Origin of the sequence: Streptomyces barkulensis (assembly GCF_002843305.1) — a bacterium.
Lineage (GTDB): Bacteria > Actinomycetota > Actinomycetes > Streptomycetales > Streptomycetaceae > Streptomyces > Streptomyces barkulensis.
Genome location: NZ_PGSG01000006.1, coordinates 193,106 through 219,238, shown reverse-complemented (window position 1 = coordinate 219,238; position 26,133 = coordinate 193,106). Strand labels below are relative to the sequence as shown.

Here is a 26,133-nt window from a genome sequence, read left to right as displayed (position 1 = left end):
TCGGAGAGAACCGGTATGGGCGCTCAGACCGGTTCGACGGCGATGCGGGGGAGGCACAGCCGGCGGAGGTCGTCCGTGTCGCTGGTGATGACAGTGACGTCGCCATGCTCCGCGTGAGCCGTGGCCGCGAGCATCGCGTCGATGGCGTACTTGTGACCGTGCAGGTTTTCCGCGGCGAGCAGTCTGCTCGCCGTACGGGCGATCTCCTCCGTGATGGGACGCACCTTGGCCAGGGAGACCGCGTGGTCGAACGCCGCCTGCGGCACCTTCGGGTCGCGTGCCTCGACCAGCGTGGCGGCGCTCGTCACGACGAGCAGGTCCAGTCTGCGGGCGACGTCCAGCCATACGGTCATGTCGCGGTGCCGGCGGGAGAGCTTGGAGAGGGCCTCGCTGTCGAGAACGAGAGTCCCGCTCATGCGGCGTCCGCCGGAGCGGACGCACCGCGGTGGGCGGCGTGGTGGGCGCGGATGCGCTCGGCCTTGTCCGACACCTCGGCGGGGTCGACGGGGCCGTGCTCCGCTTCGGCGGTGGCGATGTACTCGTCGATGGCCTCGCGCTGGAGCTGCCGCTGCACGGCCTCCTCGATATAGGAGGAGACGCCCTGCCTGCCGGCGCGCGCGCGGATCGCCTCCAGGGTCTCGGCTCGCAGGGAGACGCTGGTGACTCGGGTCTTGCCGGGGCGGGACGTGTCCATGGGAGCAGTGTATTACATGACCTGTTAACTCGCTGGCGCTCCGCAGCGGCCACCGGGCGGCCTGCGACGGCCTGCGACGGCCTGCCGTGGGTCCCGCTGTGTCCGCTCTGCTCGATGCCGACCGTGTACAGGGCCCCGGACCTCCGGTCGACTGCCGCGGCGGGAAGCCCGCGCAGGGGCGTGGCATGCGTCTGAGCACCGCGATCCTTCCCGTCGACCGCCGGCACGAGGGAGGCCGCGCCAAGTGGCGGCGCGCCGAGGAACTCGGCTTCCACACCGCGCACACCTACGACCACCTGTCCTGGCGCGCCCCGCTCCGCGACGGACACTGGTTCGGCGCGCTGCCGACGCCGGCGGCCGCCGCCACCGCCACGGAGCGGATGCGCCCGGGCACCCCCGTCACCTCGGCCAGGCCCCGTTCACCCATCGCGGCCCGGCCTGCGCAGATCCCTTCGACCGGCGAGCGCGGCCGTCCGTTCAGACGCCGATGAGCCGGACGCGGTCGCCGCACAGCCGGGCCATGTCATCGACATCGGACGTCAGTACGGCCACCGGGCCCGGCTGACGCAGTGCCACCTCGGCGACGGTCGCGTCGATCGCGTACTTGTGGCCGTGCAGGCCCGCGGTCTTGAGCAGTTGCGCGGACGCCTTCGCCGCCGCCTCGGTCACCGGCTCGACCTTGACGCGGGAGAGCGCCCACCGCAGTCGAGGCATGTTCACCCGCGCGTGGCTGACCTCCACGATGGTGTTGGCGCCGATGACGAGATCGGCCCCCATGGTGTGGAACACCTGGAACATGCCGAGGATCTTGCGATCCTCGGCGATCCAGGCGGAGAGCCCCTGGGAGTCCAGGACGACGGTCTCGACGTGCTCGATCACGCCGTGTCCGCCGACCCGCCGGCGTCGGCCGTGCCGAAGATCCTGGAGCGGGCCTCGGCCAGCTCCTCGCCGGTGAACTCCCCGTGTTCTTCCTGGTGACGCCGCAGGTCGGCGCCGAGCAACTGATGCCGCAGCTGACGTGCCACCGCCTCGGCGACATATCCCGAGACGTTGTCGGTGAGCTTCCTGAGCTCGGCGACCTGGTCGGTCGGCAGTGTCACCGTGATGCGTGTCGTGTCCGCCATACTCCGAGCATACTGCGGTATGCGCGCCTGCGGTCATCCGTCGGCGCTGCCCGCGACCACCGGGGCTTAGGGTTGCGGGCATGCGTCTGAGCACCGTGATCCTTCCCGTCGACCGCTGGCACGAGGGAGGCCGCGCGAAGTGGCGGCGCGCCGAGGAACTCGGCTTCCACACCGCGTACACCTACGACCACCTGTCCTGGCGCGTCCCGTTCCGCGACGGACACTGGTTCGGCGCGCTGCCGACGCTGACGGCCGCCGCGGGCGCCACGGAGCGGATGCGCCTGGGCACCCTGGTGACCTCGCCCAACTTCCGGCATCCGGTGACGCTCGCCAAGGAGCTGATCTCCCTGGACGACGTCTCGGGCGGCCGGATCACCCTGGGCATCGGCGCGGGCGGCAGCGGCTTCGACGCGACCGCGCTCGGGCAGGAGCCGTGGACGCCGCGCGAGCGGGCCGACCGGTTCGCCGAGTTCGTGCCGCTGCTGGACCGGCTGCTCACCGAGGACGCGGTCTCCCACCGGGGCGCGTTCTACTCCGCCGACGGGGCCCGGAACATCCCCGGCTGCGTGCAGCGGCCCCGGCTGCCGTTCGCGGTGGCGGCCACCGGGCCGCGCGGGATGAGGCTGGCCGCCCGGCACGGGCAGGCGTGGGTGACCACCGGTGACCCGAAGCTGTACGAGACCGGGACGCCGAAGCAGTCGGAGGCCGCGCTGCGCGGGCAGATCGAGCGGCTCGGCGAGGCGTGCGCCGAGGCCGGCCGGGACGCGGCGGAACTCGGCAGGGTCCTGCTGCACGGCTTCACCCCGGAGAGGAACGCCCCGCTGGAGTCGGTGGAGGCCTTCGTGGACTTCGCGGGCCGCCACCGCGACCTGGGCTTCACCGAGATCGCGGTCCACTGGCCCATCCCCGGCACGGGCTTCGCCGCCGACCGGGCCGTCTTCGAGCGCATCGCCACGGAGGCGATCGCACAGCTCGGCTGAGCGGAGCCGGGTTCCCGGCGTGCCCCGTCCGGTGGGACCCGTCCGGTGGGATCCTCCGTACCGTCGGCGGACCTAGCGGCGTGGAAGGTGCGTGCGTTTCGCGCCATGCCCGGTACGGCTTCCGGGGAGCCGTAGCGTTTTCCCTACGTGGACGGCCGTGCGTCCCCGAGGCCGACTGTCCGTGTCCATCCGGTTTCGAATGCGTTCGCCCCGTGGCTCATTCGGGCACCTTGGCGCACGCCTGTGCGGGCATATGCGGGACCATGGGGAGCGTGACCCATGCTCCCGCGCCCCCGATGACACGTCCGCGCCTCATCGCCACCGATCTGGACGGCACACTGCTGCGCGACGACAAGTCCGTCTCCGACCGCACGGTCGCGGCACTGGCCGCCGCCGAGGAGGCCGGAATCGAGGTCTTCTTCGTCACCGGGCGGCCGGCCCGCTGGATGGGCGTGGTCAGCGACCATGTGCACGGGCACGGCCTGGCGATCTGCGCCAACGGCGCGGCCGTCGTCGACCTGCACCGGGGGCGTCAGATCGTGCAGGTCAGAGAGCTGCCGCGCGACACCGCTCTGACCGTGGTCGAGGAGTTGCGGACGGCCGCCCCCGACGTGAGCTTCGCCGTGGAGCGGACCGGCGGCATCCACTACGAGCCGCAGTACCCGCAGTTCCACCTCGACCCCGGCGCGCTGATCGCACCGGCGGAGAAGCTGCTGACGGACGAGGCCGAGTACGCCGACGAGCCGGTGCTCAAGCTGCTCGCCCACCACACCTCACTGGTTCCGGACGATTTCCTGGGCATGGCCCGCACCGTCGCGGGCCACCACGCGGAGTTCACCCGCTCCAGCCCGACCGCGCTGCTGGAGGTCAGCGGCCCCGGCGTCAGCAAGGCCAGCACCCTGGCCCGGTGCTGCGCGCAGCGCGGCGTGGCGGCCGGGGAGGTCGTCGCCTTCGGCGACATGCCCAACGACCTGGAGATGCTCTCCTGGGCCGGCACCTCCTACGCCATGGCCAACGCCCATCCGGCGGTGCTGGCCGCGACCACGCACCGCACCCTCGCCAACGAGGAGGACGGCGTGGCCGCCGTCATCGAGCGGTTGCTGGAGCTGCCGCCGGCCGACTGACGGAGGCGGATGCCGATGCGGGTGCGGGAACGTTTCGGCCGTGAGCGGTCCGGCCGTGAGCGGTGCCCCCGTCAGGCCCGGGCCGCGGCCGGTTCCCCGGTGGCCCGCTCCCGCTCCAGCATCCGCCGGAAGGGACCGTCCGCCCGGGCCAGCTCCGTGTACGGGCCGCGCTGGACGACGCGCCCGCCGTCGAGGACGACCACCTCGTCCACCGCCTCCAGGCCGGCCAGCCGGTGAGTGATCAGCACGGTGGTGCGGCCCTCGGTGGCGGCCAGCAGATCGGCGGTCAGGGCGTCGGCGGTGGCCAGGTCCAGATGCTCGGCGGGCTCGTCCAGGACGAGGACGGGGAAGTCGGCGAGCAGCGCGCGGGCCAGGGCCAGGCGCTGGCGCTGGCCGCCCGAGAGCCGGGCGCCGAACTCGCCGACGAGGGTGTCCAGGCCGTCCGGCAGCTCGCCCACCCAGTCGTCGAGTCGGGCGGCCGCCAGGGCGGCGTGGAGGTCCTCGTCGGTGGCCGGCGGCCTGGCCAGGCGGAGGTTCTCGCGCAGGGAACTGTCGAAGATGTGCGCGTCCTGGGCGCACAGGCCGACGAGGCGGCGTACCGCGTCGGGGTCGAGGGTGAGGGCGTCGGCGGGGGCGGTGTCGGTGGCGGGGGTGGTGTCGGTGGCGGGGGCGGTGGCGCTCGCGGTGGTGGGGGTGGGGGTGGGGGTGGCGGGTCCGGTGGTGGAGGTGGTGGCGCTCGCGCCGAGGGTGTAGCTGCCGGAGACGGGGTCGAGGAAGCGGAGCAGGACGTGGGCCAGGGTGGTCTTGCCCGAGCCCGACGGGCCGACGACCGCGACGCGCCGACCGGGGGTCAGGGTGAGGTCCACCTCCCGCAGGGCCGGGCGCTCCTGGCCCGGGTGGCGGGCGGTGAGGCCGGTGAGGGCGAGGGGGAACGGGTCCTCGGGCGCCGGGGCGGGGTCCTCCGGCTCACGTACGGGGGCGGGGGCGTCGATCACCTCGTGGACACGTTCGGCCGAACGGCGGGTGCGCTGCCGGTGCTGGACGGCGAGCGGCATCCCGGACACCGCCTCGAAGGCGGCGAGCGGGGTGAGCACGGCCACCGCCATGAGGAGGCCGTCCAGCCGTCCGCCGTGGACGGCCGCGGCGCCGAACCAGGCGGCGGCGGTGACGGTGAGCCCGGCGGCGAGCGCGGACAGCCCGCCGCCGAGCGCCGTGACGGCGGAGCTGCGGGCGGCCAGGCGGGTCAGTGCGGCGTCGGCGTCGCGCACGGCCTCGGTGCGGCGGGGCAGCGCCCCGGCGACGGTCAGCTCGGCGGTGCCGGTGAGCAGGTCGACGGTACGTGTGGTCAGCTCCCCGCGGGCGGGCGCGAGGCGGCGCTCGGTGCGGCGGGAGACCGCGGCGGCGAGCGCCGGGACGGCGACGCCGGCGGTCAGGAGACCGACGGCGAGGGCCGCTCCGGCTTCGGGCAGGATCCACCCGGTGAAGGCGGTGGCCGCCAGGGAGACGGTGGCGGCGACGCCGGCCGGGAGCAGCCAGCGCAGGAAGTAGTCCTGGAGGGTGTCGACGTCGGCGACGAGCCGGGCGAGCAGATCACCGCGCCGGGTGTGGCGCAGCCCGGCGGGGGCGAGGCGCTCCAGGCGGCGGTAGACGGTGACGCGCAGATCGGCCAGGACGCGGAGGACGGCGTCGTGGGAGACCAGGCGCTCGGCGTAGCGGAAGACGGCGCGGCCGATGCCGAAGGCGCGGGTCGCGGTGACGGCGACCATCAGGTACAGCACGGGGGGCTGCTGGGAGGCGCGGGAGATCAGCCAGCCGGAGGAGGCCATGAGGCCGACGGCGCTGAGGAGGGCGAGGGAGCCGAGGAGCAGGGCGAGGGTGAAGCGGGCGCGCAGGGGGTGCGCGATGCGGCGTACGCGGGTGAGGGGGTGGGGGGCGTGCTCGGGGGCGCCGGTGGGGGCGGGTGCGCCGGTGGGCGCGGGTTCGCCGGTGGGGGGTGCGCCGGTGGGCGCGGGTTCGCCGGTGGGGGGTGCGCCGGTGGGGGGTGCGCCGGTGGGCGCGGGTTCGCCGGTGGGGGGTGCGCCGGTGGGGGTCGGGGCGGTGCGTGCGGGGGTCGGGGCCGGTCCGGGACGACCATTCCGGACGGCATGATTTACGGCCGTTGCCGTGCACCGTGTTGCGGGCTCCGATTGGCCGCAAATCACGCTTGAGTGTCCGGAACGGCCGTCCCTACCCGTCCCCTCCGGCACGCTGCCAGGCGCGGGTGCGGGGTGGTCCGCCCCGGGGGTGGGGGGCGCGGGCTCGAACGCGCCGTTCGCTTCGGGGGTCGCTGCCGGCACGCTGCCGGGTGCGGGGTGGTCCGCCCCGGGGGTGGGCGGTGCGGGCTCGGCCGCGCCGTTCGCGCAGAGGGTGGTGGGTTCCGTCGCTGCCGGCACGCTGCCGGGTGCGGGATGGTCCGCCCCGGGGGTGGGCGGCGCGGTCTCGGCCGCGCCGGTGGGGGTGAGGCGGATGACGCGGTCGGCGAGGGGGAGGAGCGCGGGGCGGTGGGCGATGAGGATGACCGTGCGGTCGTGGGTGAGGCGGGTGATCGCGTCGACGACCCGGGCTTCGGTGGCGACGTCGAGGGCGGCGGTGGGTTCGTCGAGGAGGACGACCGGGCGGTCGGCGAGGAAGGCGCGGGCGATGGCGACACGTCGGCGCTGGCCGGCGGAGAGGCCGGTGCCGGCCTCTCCGAGGAGGGCGTGCGGGGAGAGGTCGGGGGCTCCGGCGTCCCGGAGGGCGCGCAGGACTTCGGCGTCGGTGGCGTCGGGGCGGGCCAGGCGGACGTTGTCGGCGATCGTCCCGGCGAAGAGGTGGGGGTGCTGGGGGACCCAGGCGATCTGGGAGTGCCAGGTGGCCGGGTCGAGGGTGGACAGGTCCCGGCCGGCGATCCGGATGTGGCCGGCGGTGGGGGTGGTGAGGCCGAGGAGGGCGCTGAGCAGGGTCGTCTTGCCGGCGCCGGAGGGGCCGGTGACGGCGACGGTCTCGCCGGGGGCCACGGTGAGGGTGGTGGGGGGCAGTGAGTCGGTGGTGCGGCCCTCGTGGCGGACGGTGAGGCCGTCGAGGGCGATGGTGGCGGTGCGCGCGTCGGGGGCGGGGGTGGTGCCGGCGGGGGCGGGGGTCTTCTCGAGGGTGGAGAAGACGTCCTCCGCCGCGGCGAGGCCTTCGGCGGCGGCGTGGTAGTGGACGCCGACCTGGCGCAGGGGGAGGTACGCCTCCGGGGCGAGGATCAGGACGACCAGGCCGGTGTAGAGGTCGAGTTCGCCGTGGACCAGCCGCATGCCGATGCCGACGGCGACGAGGGCGACGGAGATCGTCGAGAGCAGTTCGAGGGCGAAGGAGGAGAGGAACGCGATCCGCAGGGTGCGCAGGGTGGCGCGGCGGTAGTCGGTGGTGATGGCGCGGATGTTCTCGGCCTGGGCCTTGGCCCGGCCGAAGACCTTGAGGGTGGGCAGGCCCGCGACGACGTCGAGGAAGTGGCCGGACAGACGGGACAGCAGGCGCCACTGGCGGTCCGTGTGGGCCTGGGTCGCCCAGCCGATCAGGATCATGAAGACCGGGATCAGGGGGAGGGTGGCGGCGATGGTCGCCGCCGAGATCCAGTCGTCGGTGAGGATGCGCGCGATCAGGGCGGCGGGGACGACGACGGCCAGGGCGAGCTGGGGGAGGTAGCGGGCGAAGTAGTCGTCGAGGGCGTCGATGCCGCGGGTGGCGAGGTTGGCAAGTTCGCCGGTGGGCTTGTCCGGGCGGGCGGGGCCGAGGGCGGTGGCGTGGGTGAGCAGGCGCAGGCGCAGTTCGGACTTGACGGCCGCGGAGGAGCGGTGGGCGGCCAGCTCGGTGAGCCAGGAGACCAGGGCGCGGCCGAGGGAGACGGCGGCGAGGAGGGCGAGGGGGGTGGTGAGCCCGGTGGGGGGTGTGTGGTGCTGGAAGGCCCGTACGACGATCTCGGCGATGAGCATGGCCTGGGCGATGACCAGGCCCGCTCCGGCCAGGCCGAGCACCACCGCGGCCGCGAGGAAGACGCGGGTGGTGCGGGCGTACCGGAGCAGGCGGGGGTCGACGGGCTTCATGTGCGGGTGGTTTCCGGGTGCGGGGTGTCGGGGGTGTCGGCGGTTTCGGCGATGTGTTGGGTGCCGATGCGCTTGCGGAACACCCAGTACGTCCAGCCCTGGTAGAGGAGTACGAGCGGAGTGGCCAGGGCGGCCAGCCAGGTCATGATCGTCAGGGTGTAGGGGGAGGACGCGGAGTTGGCGACCGTCAGGCTCCAGGAGGGGTCGAGCGTGGAGGGCATGACGTTCGGGTAGAGCGCGAGGAAGAGCATGGCGACGGCCGCGACGACGGTGACGCCGGAGAGGGTGAAGGACCAGCCCTCGCGTCCGGCGGCGATCGCGCGGACGGCCGCGAGCAGGGCGAGGGCGGCGACGGCCAGGGCGATCAGGGTGGTGGTGTCGCCGCGGTCGAGCTGGGTCCAGCCGAGGAAGGCGACCGCGAGGGCGGCGGTGAGCAGTCCCAGGCGTACGGCGAGGGCGCGGGCCCGGACGCGGATGTCGCCGACGGTCTTCAGGGCGGTGAAGACGGCGCCGTGGAAGGTGAACAGGGCGAGGGTCGTCGCGCCGCCGAGCAGGGCGTAGGGGTTCAGCAGGTCCAGCAGGCCGCCGGTGTACTCCTTGTTCGCGTCGATGGCGACGCCGCGGACGATGTTGGCGAAGGCCACCCCCCACAGGAAGGCGGGGATCAGGGAGGTCCAGAAGATGGCGCGCTCCCAGTTGGTCTGCCACTTCTCCTCGGGACGCTTGGCGCGGTACTCGAAGGCGACGCCGCGGACGATCAGGCAGACGAGGATGATCAGGAGGGGCAGGTAGAAGCCGGAGAAGAGGGTGGCGTACCAGTCGGGGAAGGCGGCGAAGGTGGCGCCGCCGGCCGTCAGCAGCCAGACCTCGTTGCCGTCCCAGACCGGGCCGATGGTGTTGATCAGCACGCGGCGCTCGCGGCGGTCGCGGGCCAGCGTCCGGGTGAGGACGCCGACTCCGAAGTCGAAGCCCTCCAGGAAGAAGTAGCCGGTCCACAGGACGGCGATCAGGACGAACCAGACGTCGTGGAGTTCCATCGGGAAACCTCGGTCGGACCTAGTAGGAGAAGGCCATGGGGCGGTCGGCGTCGTCCTCGTCGTGGCCGCCGATCCGGGTGGGCGGGTCGAGGTCGGCCTCGGTGAGCTCGGGCGGTCCGGCCTTTATGTACTTGGCCAGGAGCTTCACCTCGATCACGGCGAGGACTGCGTACAGGAGGGTGAAGACGGTCATCGAGATCAGCACCTCCAGCTGGGAGACGCCGGGGGAGACGGCGGCGGAGGTGCGCAGCAGGCCGTAGACGACCCAGGGCTGGCGGCCCATCTCGGTGAAGATCCAGCCCCAGGCGTTGGCGATGAGCGGGAAGCCGAGGGTGAGGAAGGCGAGCTGCCAGTAGCGGCGGCTGAGGGCGGGGCCCAGCAGGCGGGTGGGGGTGAGGGCGAGGTTGGGGACCTCGTTCTCGGTGGTGCGGTGGCTTTCGGCCAGGAGGAAGCGGCGGCGGGTGAGCCACAGACCGAGGGCGCCCAGCGCGGTGGAGGCCATGCCGAAGCCGATCATCCAGCGGAAGCCCCAGTAGGCGACGGGGATGTTGGGCTTGTAGTCGCCGGGGCCGTACTGCTCCTGGAGGGCGGCGTTGGTGTCGTTGATGCCGGGGACGGGGGTGTCGAAGTCGCTGTGGGCGAGGAAGGAGAGCAGGCCGGGGATCTCGATGGCGACCTTGTTGTGGCCCTCGTCGACGTCGCCGTAGGCGAAGACGGAGAACGGGGCGGGGCCCTCGGTCTCCCACAGGGCCTCGGCCGCGGCCATCTTCATCGGCTGCTGCTCGTACATGATCTTGCCGAGGTGGTCGCCGCTGACGGCGGTGAGCGCGCCGGCGGTGACGAGGGTGACCAGGCCGAGGCGCAGCGAGGTGCGCATCACGGGGATGTGGCGGCGGCGCATCAGGTGGTAGGCGGCGATGCCGACCATGAAGGCGCCGCCGGTGAGGAAGGCGGCGGTCATGGTGTGGAAGAACTGCGCCACGGCGGTGTTCTGGGTGAGCACCGCGAGGAAGTCGGTGAGTTCGGCGCGGCCGGAGTCTGGGTCGATGCGGTAGCCGACCGGGTGCTGCATCCAGGAGTTGGCGGCCAGGATGAAGTACGCGGACAGGACCGTGCCGATGGAGACCATCCAGATGGTGGCCAGGTGGATCCTCTTCGGCAGCTTGTCCCAGCCGAAGATCCACAGGCCGATGAAGGTGGACTCGAAGAAGAACGCGATCAGCGCCTCGAAGGCGAGGGGGGCGCCGAAGACGTCGCCGACGAAGCGGGAGTAGTCGGACCAGTTCATGCCGAACTGGAACTCCTGCACGATGCCGGTGACGACGCCCATCGCGATGTTGATCAGGAAGAGTTTGCCCCAGAACTTCGTCGCCCGCAGGTAGACCTCGCGGCCGGTGCGCACCCAGGCGGTCTGGAGGCCGGCGGTGAGGGCGGCGAGCGAGATGGTCAGGGGGACGAAGAGGAAGTGGTAGACGGTGGTGATGCCGAACTGCCACCGGGCCAGGGTCTCCGGGGCCAGAGCTAGGTCCACAGCACTCTCCCAAAGTGGACATGGTGTGACGTAGCACACGCGCTCGTGAATGCGTTCACATTCACAAGAAGTATGACTCACCTATGTTCGTTCCCTCCCACCGGGGGGGTGGGAGGGAACGAAAGTCCTGTCCGGGGGGCCGTTGGTCCCCGGTTGGCCAGGGACGGAGAGTCGGCGGGGGGTCGGCGGAGGGTCAGAGGCCCCTGCGGAAGTCCTGTGCGGCCTTGAGGAAGAGGTCGTTGGCCTCCGTCTCGCCGATCGTGACGCGGACCCCCTCGCCCGCGAACGGCCGCACCATCACGCCCGCCGCCTCGCAAGTCCCGGCGAAGTCGCCCGTGCGCTCCCCCAGCCGCAGCCAGACGAAGTTCGCCTGGGTCTCGGGGACCGTCCAGCCCTGCGCGGTCAGCTCGCGCACCACCCGCGTCCGCTCGGCGACCAGGGCGTCCACGCGCTCCAGCAGCGCGGCCTCGCCGCGCAGCGAGGCGACCGCCGCGTCCTGCGCGATCTGGCTCACACCGAACGGCACCGCGGTCTTGCGCAGCGCCGCCGCCACCGGCTCGTGGGCGACGGCGAAGCCGACCCGCAGCCCGGCCAGGCCGTACGCCTTGGAGAAGGTGCGCAGCACGCAGACGTTCGGGCGGTCGCGGTACAGCTCGATGCCGTCCGGGATCTCCTCGTCGCGGACGAACTCACGGTAGGCCTCGTCCAGCACCACCAGCACGTCGCCGGGGACGCGGTCCAGGAAGCGCTCCAGCTCCGCGCGGCGGACGGCGGTGCCGGTGGGGTTGTTGGGGTTGCAGACGAAGACCAGGCGCGTGCGCTCGGTGACGGCGTCGGCCATCGCCTCCAGGTCGTGCCTCTCGTCGCCGTCCAGCGGGACCCGGACGGAGGCCGCGCCGGAGATCTGGGTGATGATCGGGTAGGCCTCGAAGGAGCGCCAGGCGTAGATCACCTCGTCGCCGGGGCCGGCGGTGGCCTGGAGGAGCTGCTGTGCGACCCCGACGGATCCGGTCCCGGTCGCGATGTGGCTCATCGGCACCTCGAAGCGGTGCGCCAGCTCCGAGGTCAGGAGGCCGCAGGCCATGTCCGGGTAGCGGTGGAAGGAGCCGGCGGCGGCGGTGGCGGCCTCCAGGACCCCGGGCAGCGGCGGGTAGGGGTTCTCGTTGGAGGACAGCTTGTACGCCGTGGGGCCGTCGGCGGCCGGGCGGCCGGGCTTGTAGGTGGGGATCCCCTCCAGCACCGCGCGCAGTTTCGGGGCCATCTCCGTCATGCCAGGTCCTCCTCGACCCTTCGGGGCCAGTCGTGGGGCGGGCGTGCCGCCGCTCGTACCACCAATGCTGCACACCTTAGAAGGATTCGCCGGAACGGCGTAGGGGCCGGAAGAAGGGGGCGCATTCGCAGAAGTATGCGCTGGTGGCGCGCTCCGTGGCGCGCATCGCCCGTGAAGGTGAGTTGAGACAGCTTTGAGACATCACCACTTCTGCTGCGGCAAGCGGTGAAGTATCAGCAGAAACGATGAGGCGGAAGCTCAACTCCCGCTCTTTCCATGGTCGTTACCACAGAGCGGCTTGCAGAATCGTCTCTTCTGACGTTGTTCTGTACACCCCAGCAAACGGCGCGGCGCGGCCCTAGTATCAGCACGCCATGACAGCAGCAGGGAAGCACCAGGTGAGCCGGGCTCACGGCCGTCGGCTGGGGCGGGCGGGCATCCGGGACGTGGCCGCGGCGGCCGGCGTCTCGATCACGACCGTCTCCGACGCGCTCAACGGCAAGGGCCGCCTGCCCGACGCCACCCGACGCCATGTCCGCGAAGTCGCCGACCGGCTCGGCTACCGCCCCTCCGCGGCGGCCCGCACACTCCGCACCGGCAAGTCGGGGCTCATCGGACTGACGGTCACGACCTACGGCGAGGAGCCCTTCACCTTCACCGAGTTCGCCTACTTCGCCGAGATGGCACGCGCCGCCTCCTCCGCCGCCCTGGCCCGCGGCTACGCCCTGGTGATCCTCCCCGGCAGCACCCGGCAGAGCCCCTACGACGTCTGGTCCAACGTCGCCCTCGACGGCACCGTCGTCATCGACCCCTCCGACCGCGACCCCGTCGTCACCGAGCTGGTCCGCCAGGGCGTCCCCGTGGTCTCCGACGGCCGCCCCTGCGGCGACCTGCCCGTCACCGCCTGGGTCGACAACGACCACGAGGCGGCCGTCACCGGCCTGCTCGACCACCTCGCCGCCGCCGGCGCCCGCCGTATCGGCCTGCTCACCGGCACCAGCACCGACACCTACACCCGGCTGTCCACCGAGGCCTACCTGGGCTGGTGCGAACGAGCCGGGCAGGATCCGGTGTACGAGGCCTACCCCGCCCACGACCCCTGCGCCGGCGCCGTCGCCGCCGACAGACTGCTGGCCCGGCCCGACCGCCCCGACGCCGTGTACGGACTCTTCGACCCCAACGGCACCGACCTGCTCGCCGCCGCCCGCCGCTACGGACTGCGAGTCCCCGACGACCTGCTGCTGGTGTGCTGCAGCGAGTCCGCCGTCTACGCCGGCACCGAGCCGCCCATCACCACCCTGTCCCTGAAACCCGGGCGCATCGGCACCACCGTCGTCCAGCTTCTGATCGACGCCATCGAGGGCACCGGCGGCGGCCGCCCCGTCCAGCGGATCATGCCCACCGACCTGATCGTCCGCACGTCCTCGCAGCGCCGCCGGCGGCGGACGACGGTGAGCGCCCCCCGCTCCCCCGAACAGCGCGGGCAGGCGTAGGGCCCGCTCATTCCGGGGCGAACCGGCCGCTGACCGGCTCCCGGCCGGGCCCGGTCCGAATTGCCGTCCCCCGGGTGCGTCACAAGGCGCGACCTGCGTTCCTATGATGGGCCCACGACACCGGGACCGGCTCTCGACACGGGACGACCCGCGGAAGGCGGAGAGAGGTCCGGCAGGTGCAGGCGCGCGCGATGGTGGAGGGGCCGATGACTCAGGGGGCCGGTCGGGGATCCGACGTGTGGCACGGCGCGGGCGTGACGGGTTCGGGCCTGGTGAGTTCGGGTGCGGCGGGCCCGGGTGCGATGGGCCCGGGTGCGGCGGGCGACGCCGAACCGCGCCCGGAGGGGTACACCCCCACCCAGCGCGACCTGCCCGTCATCGGCGCGGCCCCCGCCGCCCCCACCCCCACACTGGTCGACACCCCCTCCCCCGCCGCCGACGGCGAACAGGGCCCGCTGTACGTCGTCGGCGACGTCCACGGCTATCTGGACGAGCTGCGCGCGGCCCTGCTGAACCAGGGGCTCATCGACACCGAGGACCACTGGATCGCGGGCAACGCCCGGCTGTGGTTCCTGGGCGACTTCACCGACCGGGGCCCGGACGGCATCGGCGTCATCGACCTGGTGATGCAGCTCTCCGCCGAGGCCGCCGCCGCCGGCGGCTACTGCAAGGCGCTGATGGGCAACCACGAACTGCTGCTGATCGGCGCCAAGCGCTTCGGCGACACCCCCGTCGGCTCCGGCGCGGGCACCGCCTCCTTCCAAGCGGCCTGGCTGCTCAACGGCGGGCAGCGCTCCGACATGGAGCGGCTCCAGGAACACCACGTCCAGTGGATGTCCCGGCTGGACGCCATGGCCCTGGCCGACGACCACCTGCTGGTGCACTCCGACACCACCGCCTACCTGGAGTACGGCGACACCATCGCCGACGTCAACGACGCGATCACCGAGGCCCTCACCCACCACGACGCCGAGGAGACCTGGGATCTGTTCCGCAAGTTCACCAAGCGCTTCGCCTTCCGCGACGACGCCGGCGCCATGGCGGCCCGCGAACTGCTGGACACCTACGGCGGGCGGCGCGTCGTCCACGGCCACAGCCCGATCCCCTACCTGCTGGGCGAGGTCGGCTCCGAGGACGGCGAGGACGACGCGCCCCGGGTGCACGGGCCGCACGTCTACGCCGACTCGCTCGCGGTCGCCATGGACGGCGGGGTGACCATGGCCGGAAAGCTACTGGTGTCCCGGCTCCCCCTCCCGGCCTGAACGTTGTCTCCCCCGGTGTCCGCTTGATCCTCCCCGTACGCGCCCGTACACACCGCCCCGAGGGTGAACACCACCCGGTAGTGGCGCGTGTTTTCCGGAAACACCCTGTCACCGCCGGAAGGAACCGCTCTACCATCGGGTCCCTGTCTCAAGCGAGCTCTCCTCCGTTTCCGGCCCCACGGCCCTACGGAGCACCGGGGGATGCACATGAACACCGCTCCGCACCTGCGTCCTGAGGACCGCCCCGAGTTCGAACGCGTCCTCGACGAGGCCCTGCGCGCCGTACGCGACCGCCCCGAACCGGCCGCCGGAAGACGGCTGAACACCGAACAGCTGCGCACCGCCGCGATCGGCGCGGCCGCGGCGATCGCGGCCTGCGCGGCGGCGGAGTACGAGCACTTCGCGGCGCTCCGCGACGAGCTGCGCCTCCCCGGACACGCCCCCTCCTCGCAGGGGCCGGCGCGGGCGGCCGCGGGCGCGCCCGGGGGTTCCGGTTCCGGTCCGGGCGGCGCCGGGCTGTTCGCCACACTCTCCGTCCTGGCGCCCGTACTGGCCGGGACCGCGGCGCTGATCTTCCTCCTGGTCGGTCATCTGCTGCGGGTGCTGGATCCCGAGCCGTCCATCGCCGCGCAGCTGCGCGACGCGGGCTGGGCCTTCGCCGCCCTGACCGCCGTCTCGCTGCTGGCCGCGTGTGTCGCACTACTGGTCACCGCGGTGCGCCACGGCTCCGGCGCGATCCGGGCGGGCGGTTCCAGCGGGCAGAGCGCACTCGCCGACGAGGTGGCGCGGGCGCGCACGGCCTGGCGCACGGCGCTGCTGGAGCGCGGGGTGCTGCCCTTCCTCCACGAGGCGCTGGCCGCGCCGGCCGCGGAGGCCGCGCACGCCTCCGAAGCCGCAGGTCCCCTGGAGACCTCCGGGATCCAGGGGGCGGGGAGGCCCCGGCCGGAGAGCCGCCATCCCAGGCTGGGCTACACCCACCCGGGCTTCTCCAGCCCGGCCACGAAGACCCCCCGCGACACGGGTGCCGGGGCCCGCTTCACCAGCCCGGACTTCACCAGCCCCGATTTCGGGGGCCCCGATCACCCCCTCGACCGGTACCCGGACTGAGCCCCGGCCGGGGGCTCGGTCCGGGGACTCGGTCCGGGGGCGGGACCGGGGGCCGGAGCGATCCGTAAAGCGGTGGGCCCGGCGGGCCCGCGCTGGCATCCTGGGGAGGGTGACGGACCGACCACAGCCCCCCGGCGGCACACCGCCGCCCCGTGAACTGCTCCTCCGCGTCTCCCCCGGACTGCGGATCTTCCTGCCCTCGCGCCACCGCGGCGCCGAACTCCTCCCCGTGCCCCACGACGGCGCCTCCTCGCTCGTCCACGTCGTGCAGTCCGCGGGCGTCCCGCTGACGGAGGTGGGCGCGCTCGTCCTGGAGGACGCCGCCGGAAGCGGCGGGGACGGGCGGCGGGTGGAGCCCTCGTACCGCCCGGAGGCGGGCCGGACGGTCCGCGTCGAGCCCGTCGTACGCCCGCAGCGGGTCCCTCACGGGCCGCCGCGCTTCCTGCTGGACGTCCACCTGGGCACGCTGGCCCGGCGGCTGCGGCTGGTGGCGGGCGCCGACACCGCCTACCACAACGACATGGACGACCCCGCCCTGGTCGAGCAGGCCAACGCCGAGCGGCGCGTCCTGCTGACCCAGGACCGCGGGCTGCTGATGCGGCGGCAGCTGTGGATGGGCGCCTACGTGCACGGCTCGCGCCCGGACGACCAGCTCGCCGACGTCCTGGACCGTTTCGACCTGCCGCTGGCGCCGTGGACGCGGTGCACGGCGTGCAACGGGCTCCTCGCCGAGGTGCCGAAGGCCGAGGTCGAGCATCTGCTCCGCCCCGGCACCCGCCGCACCTACGACACCTTCGCCCGCTGCCGCGACTGCGGCCACGTCTACTGGCGCGGGGCCCACGGGGACCGGCTGGAGGCGCTGGTCGCGGAGGCCGCCGGAACGGCGGGCGACCGGGAGACCGGCGCGCCGTAACCCTCGTCCGGCCGCGTGACCGCGTCAACCCGGCCCGCTCCCGGGACAGTTGGCCTGGATCGATCTGTTCGCAACGATTGCCGCGACTGTCCCGGGAAACGCGTACCGCATCGGACGACGACCCCTTCACGGAAGCGGAGGAGACGCGATGGCGCGCGTGTCACGCAGGAGCAGGACGGGTGCGGTGGCGGCGGCCGGACTGCTGGCCGGTACGGCGCTGATCGCCGGCTGCGGCGAACAGGACCCCGGGCCGGAGACCGGGACCGGCGCCGAGGCCGAGCGGGAGGCGGGGACCGGAGGCGAGGACGGCGGGGAAGGCGACGAGGCCGCCGCCGAGGTCGTTCGGACCGCGCACGAGAAGACGGTCGCGGCCGAGACCGCGAAGATGACGCTGAAGGTGCGCGCCGCCATGGGCGGACAGCAGCAGACCCTCACCGGCGACGGCGCCGTCGACCTGGCCGACGGCACGAGCGACCTGACCGTCGAGGCGGGCGGCGGCGAACGGATCGAACAGCGGGTGGTGGACGAGACCCTCTACCAGCGGCTGCCGGACCGGGCGCGGGAACAGCTCGGGGTGGACAAGCCGTGGATCAGCGTCGACCTGCGGGAACTCGCCGGAAGCAGCGGCACCGTGGGCGGCATCCGGGTCAACGACCCCGTCCGGGGCCTCGACTACACCCGGGCCCTGGACGACGACGCCACCCGCGTCGGCACCGAGGAGGTCGGCGGTGTGGAGACCACCCACTACCGCGTGAACGTCGACGTGGACGAACTCGCGGGCGAGGACACGGCCGAGGCCGAGCGCCTGCGGCAGCGGCTCGGCGACTCCCTGCCGATGCACCTGTGGCTCGACGACCAGGACCGCATCCGCCGCCAGCAGTTCGAGATCTCCCTCGACAGCGGGGCGGCACGGTCGAATTCCGGCTCCCAGGACCGGTCCCGGTCCCAGCCGCCGTCGCGGGAGGCGCAGGAGGCGAAGATCCGCACCACCGTCGAGTTCAGCGACTTCGGCACCGAGGTCGAGGTCTCCCCGCCCCCGGCCGAGAAGACCGAGGACGTCACCGGCAAGCTCGCCCGGCAGACCGACCGCTCCTCCAACGGGTGAAACACCCGGCCGCCGACGAGTTCCGCCGACGGCCGGAACGGCGGCGGAACTCTGGGAGGCTGGGGCGATGACGACCCCGGAAGCACGGTGGGAGCGACGGCTCAAGGAGCTGTGGGCCTCCTTCGACGACCACGGGCCCGAGGACTTCCTGCGCCGGATCGAGGCGCTGGCCGCCGACCTCCCGCCCGGCGACGCCGTCGCCCTGTACGAACTGGCCTCCGCCCACGACGCACTCGACCACGAGGAGGAGGCCGCCGCCCTCTACCGCCGGGCCCTCGCGGCCGGCCTGCCCGGCGGGCGGCGCCGGCGGGCGGTGATCCAACTGGCCAGCACCCTGCGCAACCTGGGCCGGGCGGAGGAGAGCATCGCACTGCTGGTGAACGAACGGAAGGCGTGCTCCGACGAGTTGGATGACGCGGTCGCCGCGTTCCTGTCGCTGGCACTCGCCGACGCCGGGCGGGAGCGGGAGGCGGCGGCCCTCGCCCTCACCGCCCTCGTCCCCCACCTGCCGGAGTACCGCCGCTCACTGACGCACTACGCCCGCGCCCTCACCACCGGGGACGGCGCCTGACCCGGCTCCGGCACGGCTGCCGCACCGGGGCCGCTGAGCGCACACACCCGGGCCGCCCCCGGCCCTGATCCCACGGGCCGGGGGCGGCGGACGGTCCACTGCGGACCGCCATGTCGGCCGGGACCGGCCGGGATCAGCCGGGATCAGCCGGGATCAGCCCGGATCAGCCGGGGTCAGCCGGGGTCAGTCCGCCAGCGGCAGATAGACGCGGTTGCCGCTCGCCGCGAACTCCTCGGACTTCCGCCTCATGCCCTCCTCCGGGTCCAGGGCGAGGTCGCCGCCGTGTTCGCGGCGGATGTCCTGGGAGATCTTCATCGAACAGAATTTCGGACCGCACATGGAGCAGAAGTGCGCCGTCTTCGCCGGTTCGGCCGGGAGCGTCTCGTCGTGGAAGGCGCGGGCCGTGTCCGGGTCGAGGGCCAGGTTGAACTGGTCCTCCCAGCGGAACTCGAAGCGGGCGTCGGACAGGGCGTCGTCCCACTCCTGGGCGCCGGGATGGCCCTTGGCCAGGTCGGCGGCATGGGCGGCGATCTTGTACGTGATGACACCCGTCTTCACGTCGTCGCGGTCCGGCAGGCCCAGGTGCTCCTTGGGCGTGACGTAGCAGAGCATCGCCGTGCCCCACCAGGCGATCATCGCCGCGCCGATGCCGGAGGTGATGTGGTCGTAGGCCGGGGCGATGTCGGTGGTGAGCGGGCCGAGGGTGTAGAAGGGCGCCTCGTCGCAGATCTCCTGCTGGAGGTCGACGTTCTCCTTGATCCTGTGCATCGGGACGTGCCCGGGGCCCTCGATCATCGTCTGCACGTCGTGGGACTTGGCGATCCGGTTCAGCTCGCCCAGCGTGCGCAGTTCGGCGAACTGCGCCTCGTCGTTGGCGTCCGCGATCGAGCCGGGCCGCAGTCCGTCGCCGAGGGAGAAGGTGACGTCGTAGGCGCGCAGGATCTCGCAGAGCTCCTCGAAGTGGGTGTAGAGGAAGCTCTCCTTGTGGTGGGCCAGGCACCAGGCCGCCATGATCGAGCCGCCGCGCGAGACGATGCCCGTCTTGCGGCGGGCGGTCAGCGGGACGTAGCGCAGCAGGACGCCGGCGTGGACGGTCATGTAGTCCACGCCCTGCTCGCACTGCTCGATGACGGTGTCCTTGTAGATCTCCCAGGTCAGCTCCTCGGCCCTGCCGTCGACCTTCTCCAGCGCCTGGTAGAGGGGGACGGTGCCGATGGGGACGGGGGAGTTGCGCAGCACCCACTCGCGGGTGGTGTGGATGTTGCGGCCGGTGGAGAGGTCCATGACGGTGTCGGCGCCCCAGCGGGTGGCCCACGTCATCTTCTCCACCTCCTCCTCGATGGAGGAGGTGACGGCCGAGTTGCCGATGTTGGCGTTGACCTTCACCAGGAAGTTCTTGCCGATGATCATCGGCTCGGTCTCCGGGTGGTTGACGTTCGCCGGGAGGACGGCGCGGCCCGCGGCGATCTCGTCGCGCACGTGCTCCGGCGAGCAGCCCTCGCGGACGGCCACGAACTCCATCTCCGGGGTGATCTCGCCCCGCTTGGCGTACGCGAGTTGCGTGACGGCGGTGGCGCCGCCGCGGCCCCGGCGCGGCAGGCGGGGACGGCCGGGGAAGACTGCGTCCAGGTTGCGCAGCCCGCCGCGCGGCGAGGTGTGCTTGAGGCCGTCGTCCTCGGGCCGCACCTCGCGGCCCGGATACTCCTCGGTGTCTCCTCTGGTGATGATCCAGTTCTCCCGCAGCGGCGCCAGGCCGCGGCGGACGTCGGTGTCGATGTTCGGATCGGTGTACGGGCCGGACGTGTCGTACAGCGTCACGTCGCGGCCGTTTGTGAGGTGCACACGGCGGACGGGCACCCGGATGTCGGGGCGCGAACCGCTCAGATAGCCCTTGTGCCAGCCGATCGCGCGCTCCTCGGCGCTCCCGGAGGCGTTTTCGGGCGTGCGTGCGTCCTGCGTGGTCATGAGACCCAACTCCCTACGCCGGCATTACCCGGTAACAGGTTCGGCGGTCGACGCAGCCGTTTCCGTGGCGGTGTCCACGGAGGTCAGCGTCCTCTCAGCCCCGTGCTCGGAGCTCCCGCGATGTGCAAAAGCGCCTCCACGCTAACGGCTGACACCGGGCACGCGCCAGGGTGCCCCCTGCCGCGCCTGCGATGATCGGGCCGTGGACTCCTCCTCCCCGCTTCCCCCGCCGTCCCGTCCGCCGGTCCCCCCGCCGGTGCCCCCGCCGGTGCCGCCTTCCACCCCGCCGCCCCGGCGTCCGTCACCCGGCCACGGGCATGCGTCGCACGAACACTCGCACGGTCACCACCACGGGCCGCCCGCCCCCGCCTCGGCGCGGCTGCGCAGGGTGGTCGCGGCGGTACTGATCCCGTTCGCCGTCGCGGTGTTCGCCGGGCTGGTCGCGCTGTGGCCGGGCGGTGCGCCCGAGGGGGAGGGCTCGCCCAGCGGTGTCGGCTTCGACCGGCAGACGCTCGGCGCGCGGGTCACCGCGGTCGAGGAGGTCGACTGCGCGGAGGTGGGCGCCGCCCGGTCGCCCGGCGGCCCGGGGGGCGCCGACGGAGGCGGCGGGGGCGCCGGAGGCGCGCGGGAGGGGGGAAGCGGCGGTCCGGGCGAGGGCGGTCCGGACGCCCTCCCGGAGGGCTCCGGAGAGGGCGCCTGCCTGCGGGCGACCGTCGAGGTCGCCGAAGGGAAGGACGCGGGCCACACCTTCCCGGAGATCGTCACCCCGGACGCAACGCGCCGGCTGAGCACCGGTCAGGACGTGGTGGTGGCGTACGCGCCCGACGCACCGCGCGAGTTCCAGTACAGCGTGGTGGACGTGGAGCGCGGGGTGCCCATGGTGGTGCTGGCGGGCGTCTTCGCGCTGGCGGTGGTGGTCGTCGGACGGCTGCGCGGGGTACTGGCGCTGGCCGGGCTGGTGGTCAGCTTCGGGGTGCTGACGCTGTTCATCCTGCCCGCGATCCTCCAGGGCTCCAATCCGCTGCTGGTGGCGGTGGTGGGCGGCAGCGCGATCATGCTGACCACGCTGTACCTGTGCCACGGCGTCAACGCCCGTACCTCCGTCGCCGTCCTGGGCACCCTGGTGTCGCTGCTGCTGATCGGTCTGCTGGGCTCGGCATTCATCGGGTGGGCCGCGCTGACGGGCAACACCGACGACCAGACCGGGCTGGTGCACGGCCTCTACCCGGACATCGAGATCCGCGGACTGCTGCTGGCCGGTGTGCTGATCGGTTCGCTGGGCGTGCTGGACGATGTGACGGTGACCCAGACCTCGGCGGTGTGGGAACTGCGGCAGGCCGACCCGTCGGCCGGGTGGCGCAGGCTCTACGGCGCGGCGATGCGCATCGGACGCGACCACATCGCGTCGGTGGTGAACACGCTGGTGCTGGCGTACGCGGGGGCCGCGCTGCCGCTGCTGCTGCTGTTCTCGATAGCGGAGAGCGGGATGGGCCAGGTGGCCACCAGCGAGCTGGTGGCACAGGAGATCGTGCGGACGCTGATCGGCTCGATCGGCCTGGTCGCCTCGGTGCCGGTGACCACGGCGCTGGCGGCCCTGGTGGCGGTCGCCGACCGCGAGGGGGCGTCCGGCGGCGGTGGGACCGCCGCCGGGCCGGGGCGCGCCCGGGGCCGGGGAGGCAGGCGGCGGGCGCGGCGCTGAGCCGCGCCCGGGGCCGGGGCCGTGGCCGGGCCGTGGCCGTGGCCGGGCCGTGGCCGTGGAGGCAGGCGGGAGGTGTCAGTCTCCCGAGGAGCCGGAGGAGGTGAACTTACGCACCAGGTAGACCAGCGCGCCGACCAGTGCCACGAACAGCAGGACCTTGAACAGCAGCTTCACGACGAAGCCGACGACGGCGAAGATCAGGCCGCCGAAGACGAAGAGCGCGATGAGCGGGATCGCGACCCACTTCACCCACCACGGCAGCGCCGCGAACGTCCCCTTGAGATCCATGGCCGTTACCCGCTTCCTGAAGTCTCCGGTCACCGGGCGGGGGCCCGGCGGCCGGGCGCGTCCGGTGCTTCCGCCTCCGATGCTAGGCGGGCGGGCCACGCGCCGGGACGCCGCGGGCCCGGGTCCTTCCCTGACCGGACCCCTAAGGAAGGGCGGGGCGGCGTCCCGGACGGCCCGGACGGCCCGGACCGTTTGGACAGTTCGGAGGGTCCGGTCAGCCCTCGGGGGGAGAGAAGACCACCAGGACCCGCAGATCCTCGGTGATGTGGTGGAACCTGTGCGGCACACCGGCCGGCACGTAGACCACGCTGCCTCGCGCGACCGGGGTGGTCTCGTCCCCCACGGTGATCAGTGCCCGGCCGCTGGCGACGAAGTACACCTCGTCCTGCCGGTGCGGCTGCTGAGGGTCGAGCGCGCCCCGGTCCAGGGCGTACAGGCCGACGGACATGTTCCTCTCGCGCAGGAACTGCAGGTACGCGCCGTCGTTGGCGGCCCGCTCCGCCTCCAGTTCCTCCAGCCGGAACGCCTTCATGACTCCTCGACCCCTCACCGGTAGGCGACCGTCCCCGTTTCTGGAACGATCTCGGACATGGTGAATTTCCTTGTCAGAACGATCGCCAACGCGGTGGCCCTGGCCGTCGCCGTCTGGCTGCTGGACGACATCACGCTCACGGGTGACGACACCGCGGGCAAGACCTTCACACTGGTCCTCGTCGCGCTGATCTTCGGCGTCGTCAACGCCGTGGTCAAGCCGATCACGAAACTGCTGTCCCTGCCGCTGCTGGTCCTCACGCTCGGCCTGTTCACCCTGGTGATCAACGCACTGATGCTGCTGCTCACCTCCTGGCTGGCCGAGCAGTTCGACCTGGCCTTCCGTGTGGAGGGCTTCTGGACGGCGGTGCTCGGCGCCCTGGTGATCTCCATCGTGTCGTGGGCGGTGAGCATGGTGCTGCCCGACGGCGACTGACCGCCGTGCGGAGAAGCACGAGGAACGGATGACGGGGCCGGGGGCCGGGGGCCGGGGCGTCGCCGATGATGGAGGGCATGCGCACCTCTGAGCCCGGCACCCCCGGCACCCCCGGCACCCCCGGCGGCGTCCGTACGCCGTACCGCGTCTGCTTCGTCTGCACCGGCAACATCTGCCGCTCCCCCATGGCCGAGGCCGTCTTCCGCGACCATGCGGCGCGGGCCGGCCTGGCGGAGCTGGTGGAGACGAGCAGCGCGGGGACGGGCGGCTGGCACGAGGGCGACGGCGCCGACTCGCGCACCGTCGCGGTGCTGACGGCCGCCGGATACGTGCACGAGCACGTGGCGCGGCAGTTCCGGCGCGACTGGTTCGAGCGGCTGGATCTGGTGATCGCCCTGGACGAGGGGCATCTGCGGGATCTGCGGAGGCTCGCGCCCGGCCCCGGGCACGCGCGCAAGGTCCGGCTGCTGCGGTCGTACGCCCCCGGCGCCGGGGACGACTCGTGCGACCTGGACGTGCCCGACCCGTACTACGGCGGCCCCGAGGGCTTCGAGGAGTGCCTGGCCCTGGTCGAGGAGGCCGTGCCGGGCCTGCTGGAGGAGGTACGGGCCGCCCTCGGCCGGCCGGCCGGTGACGGCAGGACCGGCGGCGGGGCGGCGCTGCTGTGACGGGTGCGACGGGCGGTCCCGGAAGGTCCGGGGAGGGTGTCGCCGGGCGGGTGGCCGCCCTGACCGGCTCGGCCGCCGGGCGGGCGCGGCCCGTGGGCGGCGGCGACATCTGCGACGCGTACCGGATCACGCTCGCGGGGGGCCGTACCGTCTTCGCCAAGACCCTCGCCGCCGCTCCCCGTGGCTTCTTCGCCGCCGAGGCCGCCGGTCTGGAGCTACTGCGTTCCACCGGCGCGGTGGCCGTGCCGGAGGTGATCGGGGCCGAGCCGGACGTACTGGTGCTGGAGTGGGTCGAGCCGGGCGCGGCGAGCGCCGGGCAGGCCGAGCGGCTGGGCCGCGAGCTGGCCGCCCTGCACTCGGCGCCGGCCCCGGTCTGGGGCGGCACGGCCCCGGCCCTTCCCGTCCATCTGGGCTCGGTACCCCTGCCCTCGCCGCCCGAGCCGCCCTCCGGGGCGGAGGACTGGCCGGCCTTCCACGCCGAGTGGCGGCTGCTGCCCTTGCTGCGTCGGGCGGTGGACGGCGGCGGGATCGGGCCGGGGGACGCCCGGGACGTGGAGCGGCTGTGCGAGGCGCTGGCCTCGGGCGGGCCGGCGGGCGGCGGGTTGGCCGGCCCCGCGCAGCCGCCCGCCGTCGTCCACGGCGATCTGTGGTCGGGCAACGTCCTGTGGTCCGCCGACGGCCGCGCCCGTCTGATCGACCCGGCCGCACAGGGCGGTCACCCCGAGACGGACCTGGCGGTGCTGGAGCTGTTCGGCTGCCCGCACCTGGATCGGCTGCTGGCGGCGTACGAGGAGGTCCGTCCGCTGCCCGGCCGGAGCGGGCGTGTGCCGCTGCACCAGCTCCAGCATCTGCTGGTGCACGCCGTCCTCTTCGGCTCCGGCTACGGCGCCCGCTGCGGCGCGGCGGCCCGGGCGATGCTCGGCCGATCGGCGCACGTACGCTCAAAGGCGCCGGACGGGCTGGTGGGGGAGAGCGACGAGGAGCGGAACATGACGCGCGAGCGGGACGGGCGGAACGAGCAGGGCGGGCAGGACGGGCAGGACGGGCCGGCGCCGCGCGGCGACGGAACGCGGGTGGTGCGGGCCGGGCTGCCGCAGGAGGAGCCGTACGCGCCGCCGCTGCCGGGCCCGGTGCTGGCCGCGCACTTCCACCTGCCCGGCGATCCGGCGCAAGCCCCCTACTCCTACGGCCGCGACGGCAACCCCACCTGGACGGGCCTGGAGACCGCCATCAGCGAACTGGAGGCCCCCGGCGACGAGACGGCGCGCACGACCGTCTTCGCCTCCGGCATGGCCGCGATCTCCGCGGTGCTGCTGTCGCGGACGCGGCCCGGCGACGTGGTGGTGCTGCCCTCGGACGGCTACAACCTGCTCGTTCCGATGCGCGAGCGGCTGGAGGGCTGGGGAGTGGAGGTGCGCACCGCGCCCACCGGCGGCGACGCGCAGCTCGACGCCCTGGACGGGGCGGCGCTGCTGTGGATCGAGTCCCCCTCCAACCCCGGCCTGGACGTGTGCGACATCCGCCGCCTGGCCGACGCCGCCCACGAGCGCGGCGCGCTGGTCGCCGTGGACAACACCCTGGCCACCCCGCTGGGCCAGCGCCCGCTGGAGCTGGGCGCCGACTACGCGGTGGCCAGCGGCACCAAGGCGCTGACCGGCCACGGTGACGTGCTGCTGGGCTATGTGACGTGCCGCGATCCGGAGCTGACGGCGTCGGTTCGGCTGTGGCGCAAGACGGTCGGGGCGATCCCCGGGCCGGTGGAGGCGTGGCTGGCGCACCGCTCCCTGGCCACCCTGGAGCTGCGCGCCGGGCGGCAGGCCGCGAACGCGCTCGCCGTCGCCGAGGCGCTGCGCGAGCGGCCGGAGGTGAGCGGCGTACGGCACCCGGGGCTGGCGGACGACCCGGCGTACCCGGTGGCGGCGCGGCAGATGCGGCGCTTCGGCTGCGTGGTCTCCTTCACGCTGCCGGACAAGGGGTTCGCCGAGCGGTTCCTGGCCGCGCTGCGGCTGGTGGACGACGCGACGAGCTTCGGCGGGGTGCGCTCCACCGCCGAGCGGCGCGGCCGGTGGGGCGGGGACGCGGTGCCGGAGGGCTTCGTGCGGATGTCGGTGGGTGTGGAGGACGCGGCCGATCTGGTCGCCGACATCCGGGCGGCGCTGGACGAAGCCGGGCGCGGCTGACGTACGGGGCGGCGCGAAGGGGTGTGAAGGCGCGCGGATGGGCTGCGTG

At 73.5% G+C, this 26,133-nt stretch carries 23 protein-coding genes and 2 pseudogenes; 14 read left to right on the top strand and 11 right to left on the bottom strand.

The window, feature by feature from the left end:
- Nucleotides 1-23: 23 nt before the first annotated feature.
- Nucleotides 24-416: a type II toxin-antitoxin system VapC family toxin gene (locus CUT83_RS01410; RefSeq protein ID WP_093851923.1), complete on the bottom strand. Its 393-nt coding sequence runs from the start codon at nucleotides 414-416 to the stop codon at nucleotides 24-26.
- Nucleotides 413-694, bottom strand: a complete 282-nt coding sequence (locus CUT83_RS01405; RefSeq protein ID WP_093851922.1) for a hypothetical protein — start codon at nucleotides 692-694, stop codon at nucleotides 413-415. The genes CUT83_RS01410 and CUT83_RS01405 overlap by 4 nt, the downstream gene beginning before the upstream one ends.
- 185 nt (nucleotides 695-879) lie before the next feature.
- Between CUT83_RS01405 and CUT83_RS01400 the strand changes: the two are divergent.
- A pseudogene (locus tag CUT83_RS01400) lies at nucleotides 880-1,122 on the top strand (LLM class flavin-dependent oxidoreductase); the annotation flags it as partial.
- Between the two features lie 49 nt (nucleotides 1,123-1,171).
- Here the strand turns inward: CUT83_RS01400 and CUT83_RS01395 are convergent.
- Nucleotides 1,172-1,573 carry a DNA-binding protein gene (locus CUT83_RS01395; protein ID WP_101254023.1) on the bottom strand — a complete coding sequence of 134 codons (402 nt, stop codon included), beginning with the start codon at nucleotides 1,571-1,573 and terminating at the stop codon, nucleotides 1,172-1,174.
- On the bottom strand, nucleotides 1,570-1,818 hold the full coding sequence (locus tag CUT83_RS01390) for a type II toxin-antitoxin system CcdA family antitoxin (protein ID WP_101254022.1): 249 nt from the start codon (nucleotides 1,816-1,818) through the stop codon (nucleotides 1,570-1,572). Before CUT83_RS01390 ends, CUT83_RS01395 begins: the two co-directional genes overlap by 4 nt.
- Nucleotides 1,819-1,898: 80 nt before the next feature.
- Between CUT83_RS01390 and CUT83_RS01385 the strand changes: the two genes are divergently transcribed.
- On the top strand, nucleotides 1,899-2,798 hold the full coding sequence (locus tag CUT83_RS01385; protein WP_101254021.1) for an LLM class flavin-dependent oxidoreductase: 900 nt from the start codon (nucleotides 1,899-1,901) through the stop codon (nucleotides 2,796-2,798).
- Between the two features lie 263 nt (nucleotides 2,799-3,061).
- A complete protein-coding gene (locus CUT83_RS01380) occupies nucleotides 3,062-3,922 on the top strand; it encodes a Cof-type HAD-IIB family hydrolase (RefSeq protein WP_101254020.1) in 861 nt (286 codons plus the stop codon).
- A gap of 71 nt (nucleotides 3,923-3,993) precedes the next feature.
- Here CUT83_RS01380 and cydD read toward each other — a convergent pair whose 3' ends face one another.
- The 4 genes from cydD to hisC form a co-directional block, all read right to left on the bottom strand.
- Nucleotides 3,994-8,028: a thiol reductant ABC exporter subunit CydD gene (gene cydD / locus CUT83_RS01375; RefSeq protein ID WP_101254019.1), complete on the bottom strand. Its 4,035-nt coding sequence runs from the start codon at nucleotides 8,026-8,028 to the stop codon at nucleotides 3,994-3,996.
- On the bottom strand, nucleotides 8,025-9,065 hold the full coding sequence (gene cydB / locus CUT83_RS01370) for a cytochrome d ubiquinol oxidase subunit II (protein WP_101254018.1): 1,041 nt from the start codon (nucleotides 9,063-9,065) through the stop codon (nucleotides 8,025-8,027). The genes cydD and cydB overlap by 4 nt, the downstream gene beginning before the upstream one ends.
- Nucleotides 9,066-9,084: 19 nt before the next feature.
- Nucleotides 9,085-10,596, bottom strand: a complete 1,512-nt coding sequence (locus CUT83_RS01365; protein WP_101254017.1) for a cytochrome ubiquinol oxidase subunit I — start codon at nucleotides 10,594-10,596, stop codon at nucleotides 9,085-9,087.
- 193 nt (nucleotides 10,597-10,789) lie between these two features.
- The gene (gene hisC / locus CUT83_RS01360) at nucleotides 10,790-11,866 is read right to left on the bottom strand and encodes a histidinol-phosphate transaminase (RefSeq protein WP_101254016.1); all 1,077 of its coding nucleotides are present in this window, start codon (nucleotides 11,864-11,866) and stop codon (nucleotides 10,790-10,792) included.
- Between the two features lie 374 nt (nucleotides 11,867-12,240).
- Here hisC and CUT83_RS01355 point away from each other — a divergent pair, with 374 nt between their 5' ends.
- The 6 genes from CUT83_RS01355 (at nucleotide 12,241) to CUT83_RS01330 (ending at nucleotide 18,317) form a co-directional block, all read left to right on the top strand.
- A complete protein-coding gene (locus CUT83_RS01355; protein ID WP_093851913.1) occupies nucleotides 12,241-13,359 on the top strand; it encodes a LacI family DNA-binding transcriptional regulator in 1,119 nt (372 codons plus the stop codon).
- 191 nt (nucleotides 13,360-13,550) lie between these two features.
- Nucleotides 13,551-14,621: a metallophosphoesterase gene (locus CUT83_RS01350; RefSeq protein ID WP_101254076.1), complete on the top strand. Its 1,071-nt coding sequence runs from the start codon at nucleotides 13,551-13,553 to the stop codon at nucleotides 14,619-14,621.
- Between the two features lie 207 nt (nucleotides 14,622-14,828).
- Nucleotides 14,829-15,728 (top strand): hypothetical protein, encoded by a 900-nt coding sequence (locus CUT83_RS01345; protein ID WP_338104192.1) that lies wholly within the window; start codon nucleotides 14,829-14,831, stop codon nucleotides 15,726-15,728.
- A gap of 109 nt (nucleotides 15,729-15,837) precedes the next feature.
- A complete protein-coding gene (locus CUT83_RS01340; protein WP_240958089.1) occupies nucleotides 15,838-16,641 on the top strand; it encodes a Mut7-C RNAse domain-containing protein in 804 nt (267 codons plus the stop codon).
- 148 nt (nucleotides 16,642-16,789) lie between these two features.
- The gene (locus CUT83_RS01335; RefSeq protein ID WP_143688455.1) at nucleotides 16,790-17,746 is read left to right on the top strand and encodes an SCO4651 family lipoprotein; all 957 of its coding nucleotides are present in this window, start codon (nucleotides 16,790-16,792) and stop codon (nucleotides 17,744-17,746) included.
- Nucleotides 17,747-17,813: 67 nt separating this feature from the next.
- Complete coding sequence (locus CUT83_RS01330) at nucleotides 17,814-18,317, top strand: tetratricopeptide repeat protein (protein WP_101254013.1); 504 nt, start codon at nucleotides 17,814-17,816, stop codon at nucleotides 18,315-18,317.
- Between the two features lie 183 nt (nucleotides 18,318-18,500).
- Here the strand turns inward: CUT83_RS01330 and thiC are convergent, their stop codons facing one another.
- On the bottom strand, nucleotides 18,501-20,282 hold the full coding sequence (gene thiC, locus CUT83_RS01325; RefSeq protein ID WP_101254012.1) for a phosphomethylpyrimidine synthase ThiC: 1,782 nt from the start codon (nucleotides 20,280-20,282) through the stop codon (nucleotides 18,501-18,503).
- Nucleotides 20,283-20,538: 256 nt separating this feature from the next.
- Here thiC and CUT83_RS01320 point away from each other — a divergent pair, with 256 nt between their 5' ends.
- Nucleotides 20,539-21,981, top strand: a complete 1,443-nt coding sequence (locus CUT83_RS01320) for a YibE/F family protein (RefSeq protein ID WP_173915004.1) — start codon at nucleotides 20,539-20,541, stop codon at nucleotides 21,979-21,981.
- Nucleotides 21,982-22,056: 75 nt separating this feature from the next.
- On the opposite strand, the gene CUT83_RS01315 is transcribed toward CUT83_RS01320, so the two are convergent.
- Nucleotides 22,057-22,269: a DUF5326 family protein gene (locus CUT83_RS01315; RefSeq protein ID WP_101254010.1), complete on the bottom strand. Its 213-nt coding sequence runs from the start codon at nucleotides 22,267-22,269 to the stop codon at nucleotides 22,057-22,059.
- A 214-nt stretch (nucleotides 22,270-22,483) separates the two neighbouring features.
- Nucleotides 22,484-22,801 (bottom strand): cupin domain-containing protein, encoded by a 318-nt coding sequence (locus CUT83_RS01310; RefSeq protein WP_093851904.1) that lies wholly within the window; start codon nucleotides 22,799-22,801, stop codon nucleotides 22,484-22,486.
- A gap of 57 nt (nucleotides 22,802-22,858) precedes the next feature.
- Here CUT83_RS01310 and CUT83_RS01305 point away from each other — a divergent pair, with 57 nt between their 5' ends.
- From CUT83_RS01305 to CUT83_RS30635, 4 genes and pseudogenes are all read left to right on the top strand, one after another.
- Complete coding sequence (locus CUT83_RS01305) at nucleotides 22,859-23,236, top strand: phage holin family protein (protein WP_093851903.1); 378 nt, start codon at nucleotides 22,859-22,861, stop codon at nucleotides 23,234-23,236.
- Between the two features lie 77 nt (nucleotides 23,237-23,313).
- Entirely contained in the window at nucleotides 23,314-23,904 is a 591-nt protein-coding gene (locus tag CUT83_RS01300) for a low molecular weight protein-tyrosine-phosphatase (RefSeq protein WP_101254074.1), read from the top strand.
- A pseudogene (locus CUT83_RS30640) lies at nucleotides 23,901-24,785 on the top strand (fructosamine kinase family protein); the annotation flags it as partial. The gene CUT83_RS01300 and the pseudogene CUT83_RS30640, both read left to right, overlap by 4 nt.
- Before the next feature lie 108 nt (nucleotides 24,786-24,893).
- A complete protein-coding gene (locus CUT83_RS30635) occupies nucleotides 24,894-26,084 on the top strand; it encodes a cystathionine gamma-lyase (RefSeq protein WP_165869543.1) in 1,191 nt (396 codons plus the stop codon).
- Nucleotides 26,085-26,133 lie beyond the last annotated feature (49 nt).

What these genes read in the sequence shown, in the direction of transcription:
- CUT83_RS01410 (WP_093851923.1), bottom strand. Translation starts at nt 416, where the DNA reads ATGAGCGGGACTCTCGTTCTCGACAGCGAGGCCCTCTCCAAGCTCTCC.
- CUT83_RS01405 (WP_093851922.1), bottom strand. Translation starts at nt 694, where the DNA reads ATGGACACGTCCCGCCCCGGCAAGACCCGAGTCACCAGCGTCTCCCTG.
- CUT83_RS01390 (WP_101254022.1), bottom strand. Translation starts at nt 1,818, where the DNA reads ATGGCGGACACGACACGCATCACGGTGACACTGCCGACCGACCAGGTC.
- CUT83_RS01385 (WP_101254021.1), top strand. Translation starts at nt 1,899, where the DNA reads ATGCGTCTGAGCACCGTGATCCTTCCCGTCGACCGCTGGCACGAGGGA.
- CUT83_RS01380 (WP_101254020.1), top strand. Translation starts at nt 3,062, where the DNA reads ATGGGGAGCGTGACCCATGCTCCCGCGCCCCCGATGACACGTCCGCGC.
- cydD (WP_101254019.1), bottom strand. Translation starts at nt 8,028, where the DNA reads ATGAAGCCCGTCGACCCCCGCCTGCTCCGGTACGCCCGCACCACCCGC.
- cydB (WP_101254018.1), bottom strand. Translation starts at nt 9,065, where the DNA reads ATGGAACTCCACGACGTCTGGTTCGTCCTGATCGCCGTCCTGTGGACC.
- hisC (WP_101254016.1), bottom strand. Translation starts at nt 11,866, where the DNA reads ATGACGGAGATGGCCCCGAAACTGCGCGCGGTGCTGGAGGGGATCCCC.
- CUT83_RS01355 (WP_093851913.1), top strand. Translation starts at nt 12,241, where the DNA reads ATGACAGCAGCAGGGAAGCACCAGGTGAGCCGGGCTCACGGCCGTCGG.
- CUT83_RS01350 (WP_101254076.1), top strand. Translation starts at nt 13,551, where the DNA reads ATGGTGGAGGGGCCGATGACTCAGGGGGCCGGTCGGGGATCCGACGTG.
- CUT83_RS01345 (WP_338104192.1), top strand. Translation starts at nt 14,829, where the DNA reads ATGAACACCGCTCCGCACCTGCGTCCTGAGGACCGCCCCGAGTTCGAA.
- CUT83_RS01335 (WP_143688455.1), top strand. Translation starts at nt 16,790, where the DNA reads ATGGCGCGCGTGTCACGCAGGAGCAGGACGGGTGCGGTGGCGGCGGCC.
- CUT83_RS01330 (WP_101254013.1), top strand. Translation starts at nt 17,814, where the DNA reads ATGACGACCCCGGAAGCACGGTGGGAGCGACGGCTCAAGGAGCTGTGG.
- thiC (WP_101254012.1), bottom strand. Translation starts at nt 20,282, where the DNA reads ATGACCACGCAGGACGCACGCACGCCCGAAAACGCCTCCGGGAGCGCC.
- CUT83_RS01315 (WP_101254010.1), bottom strand. Translation starts at nt 22,269, where the DNA reads ATGGATCTCAAGGGGACGTTCGCGGCGCTGCCGTGGTGGGTGAAGTGG.
- CUT83_RS01310 (WP_093851904.1), bottom strand. Translation starts at nt 22,801, where the DNA reads ATGAAGGCGTTCCGGCTGGAGGAACTGGAGGCGGAGCGGGCCGCCAAC.
- CUT83_RS01305 (WP_093851903.1), top strand. Translation starts at nt 22,859, where the DNA reads ATGGTGAATTTCCTTGTCAGAACGATCGCCAACGCGGTGGCCCTGGCC.
- CUT83_RS01300 (WP_101254074.1), top strand. Translation starts at nt 23,314, where the DNA reads ATGCGCACCTCTGAGCCCGGCACCCCCGGCACCCCCGGCACCCCCGGC.
- CUT83_RS30635 (WP_165869543.1), top strand. Translation starts at nt 24,894, where the DNA reads ATGACGCGCGAGCGGGACGGGCGGAACGAGCAGGGCGGGCAGGACGGG.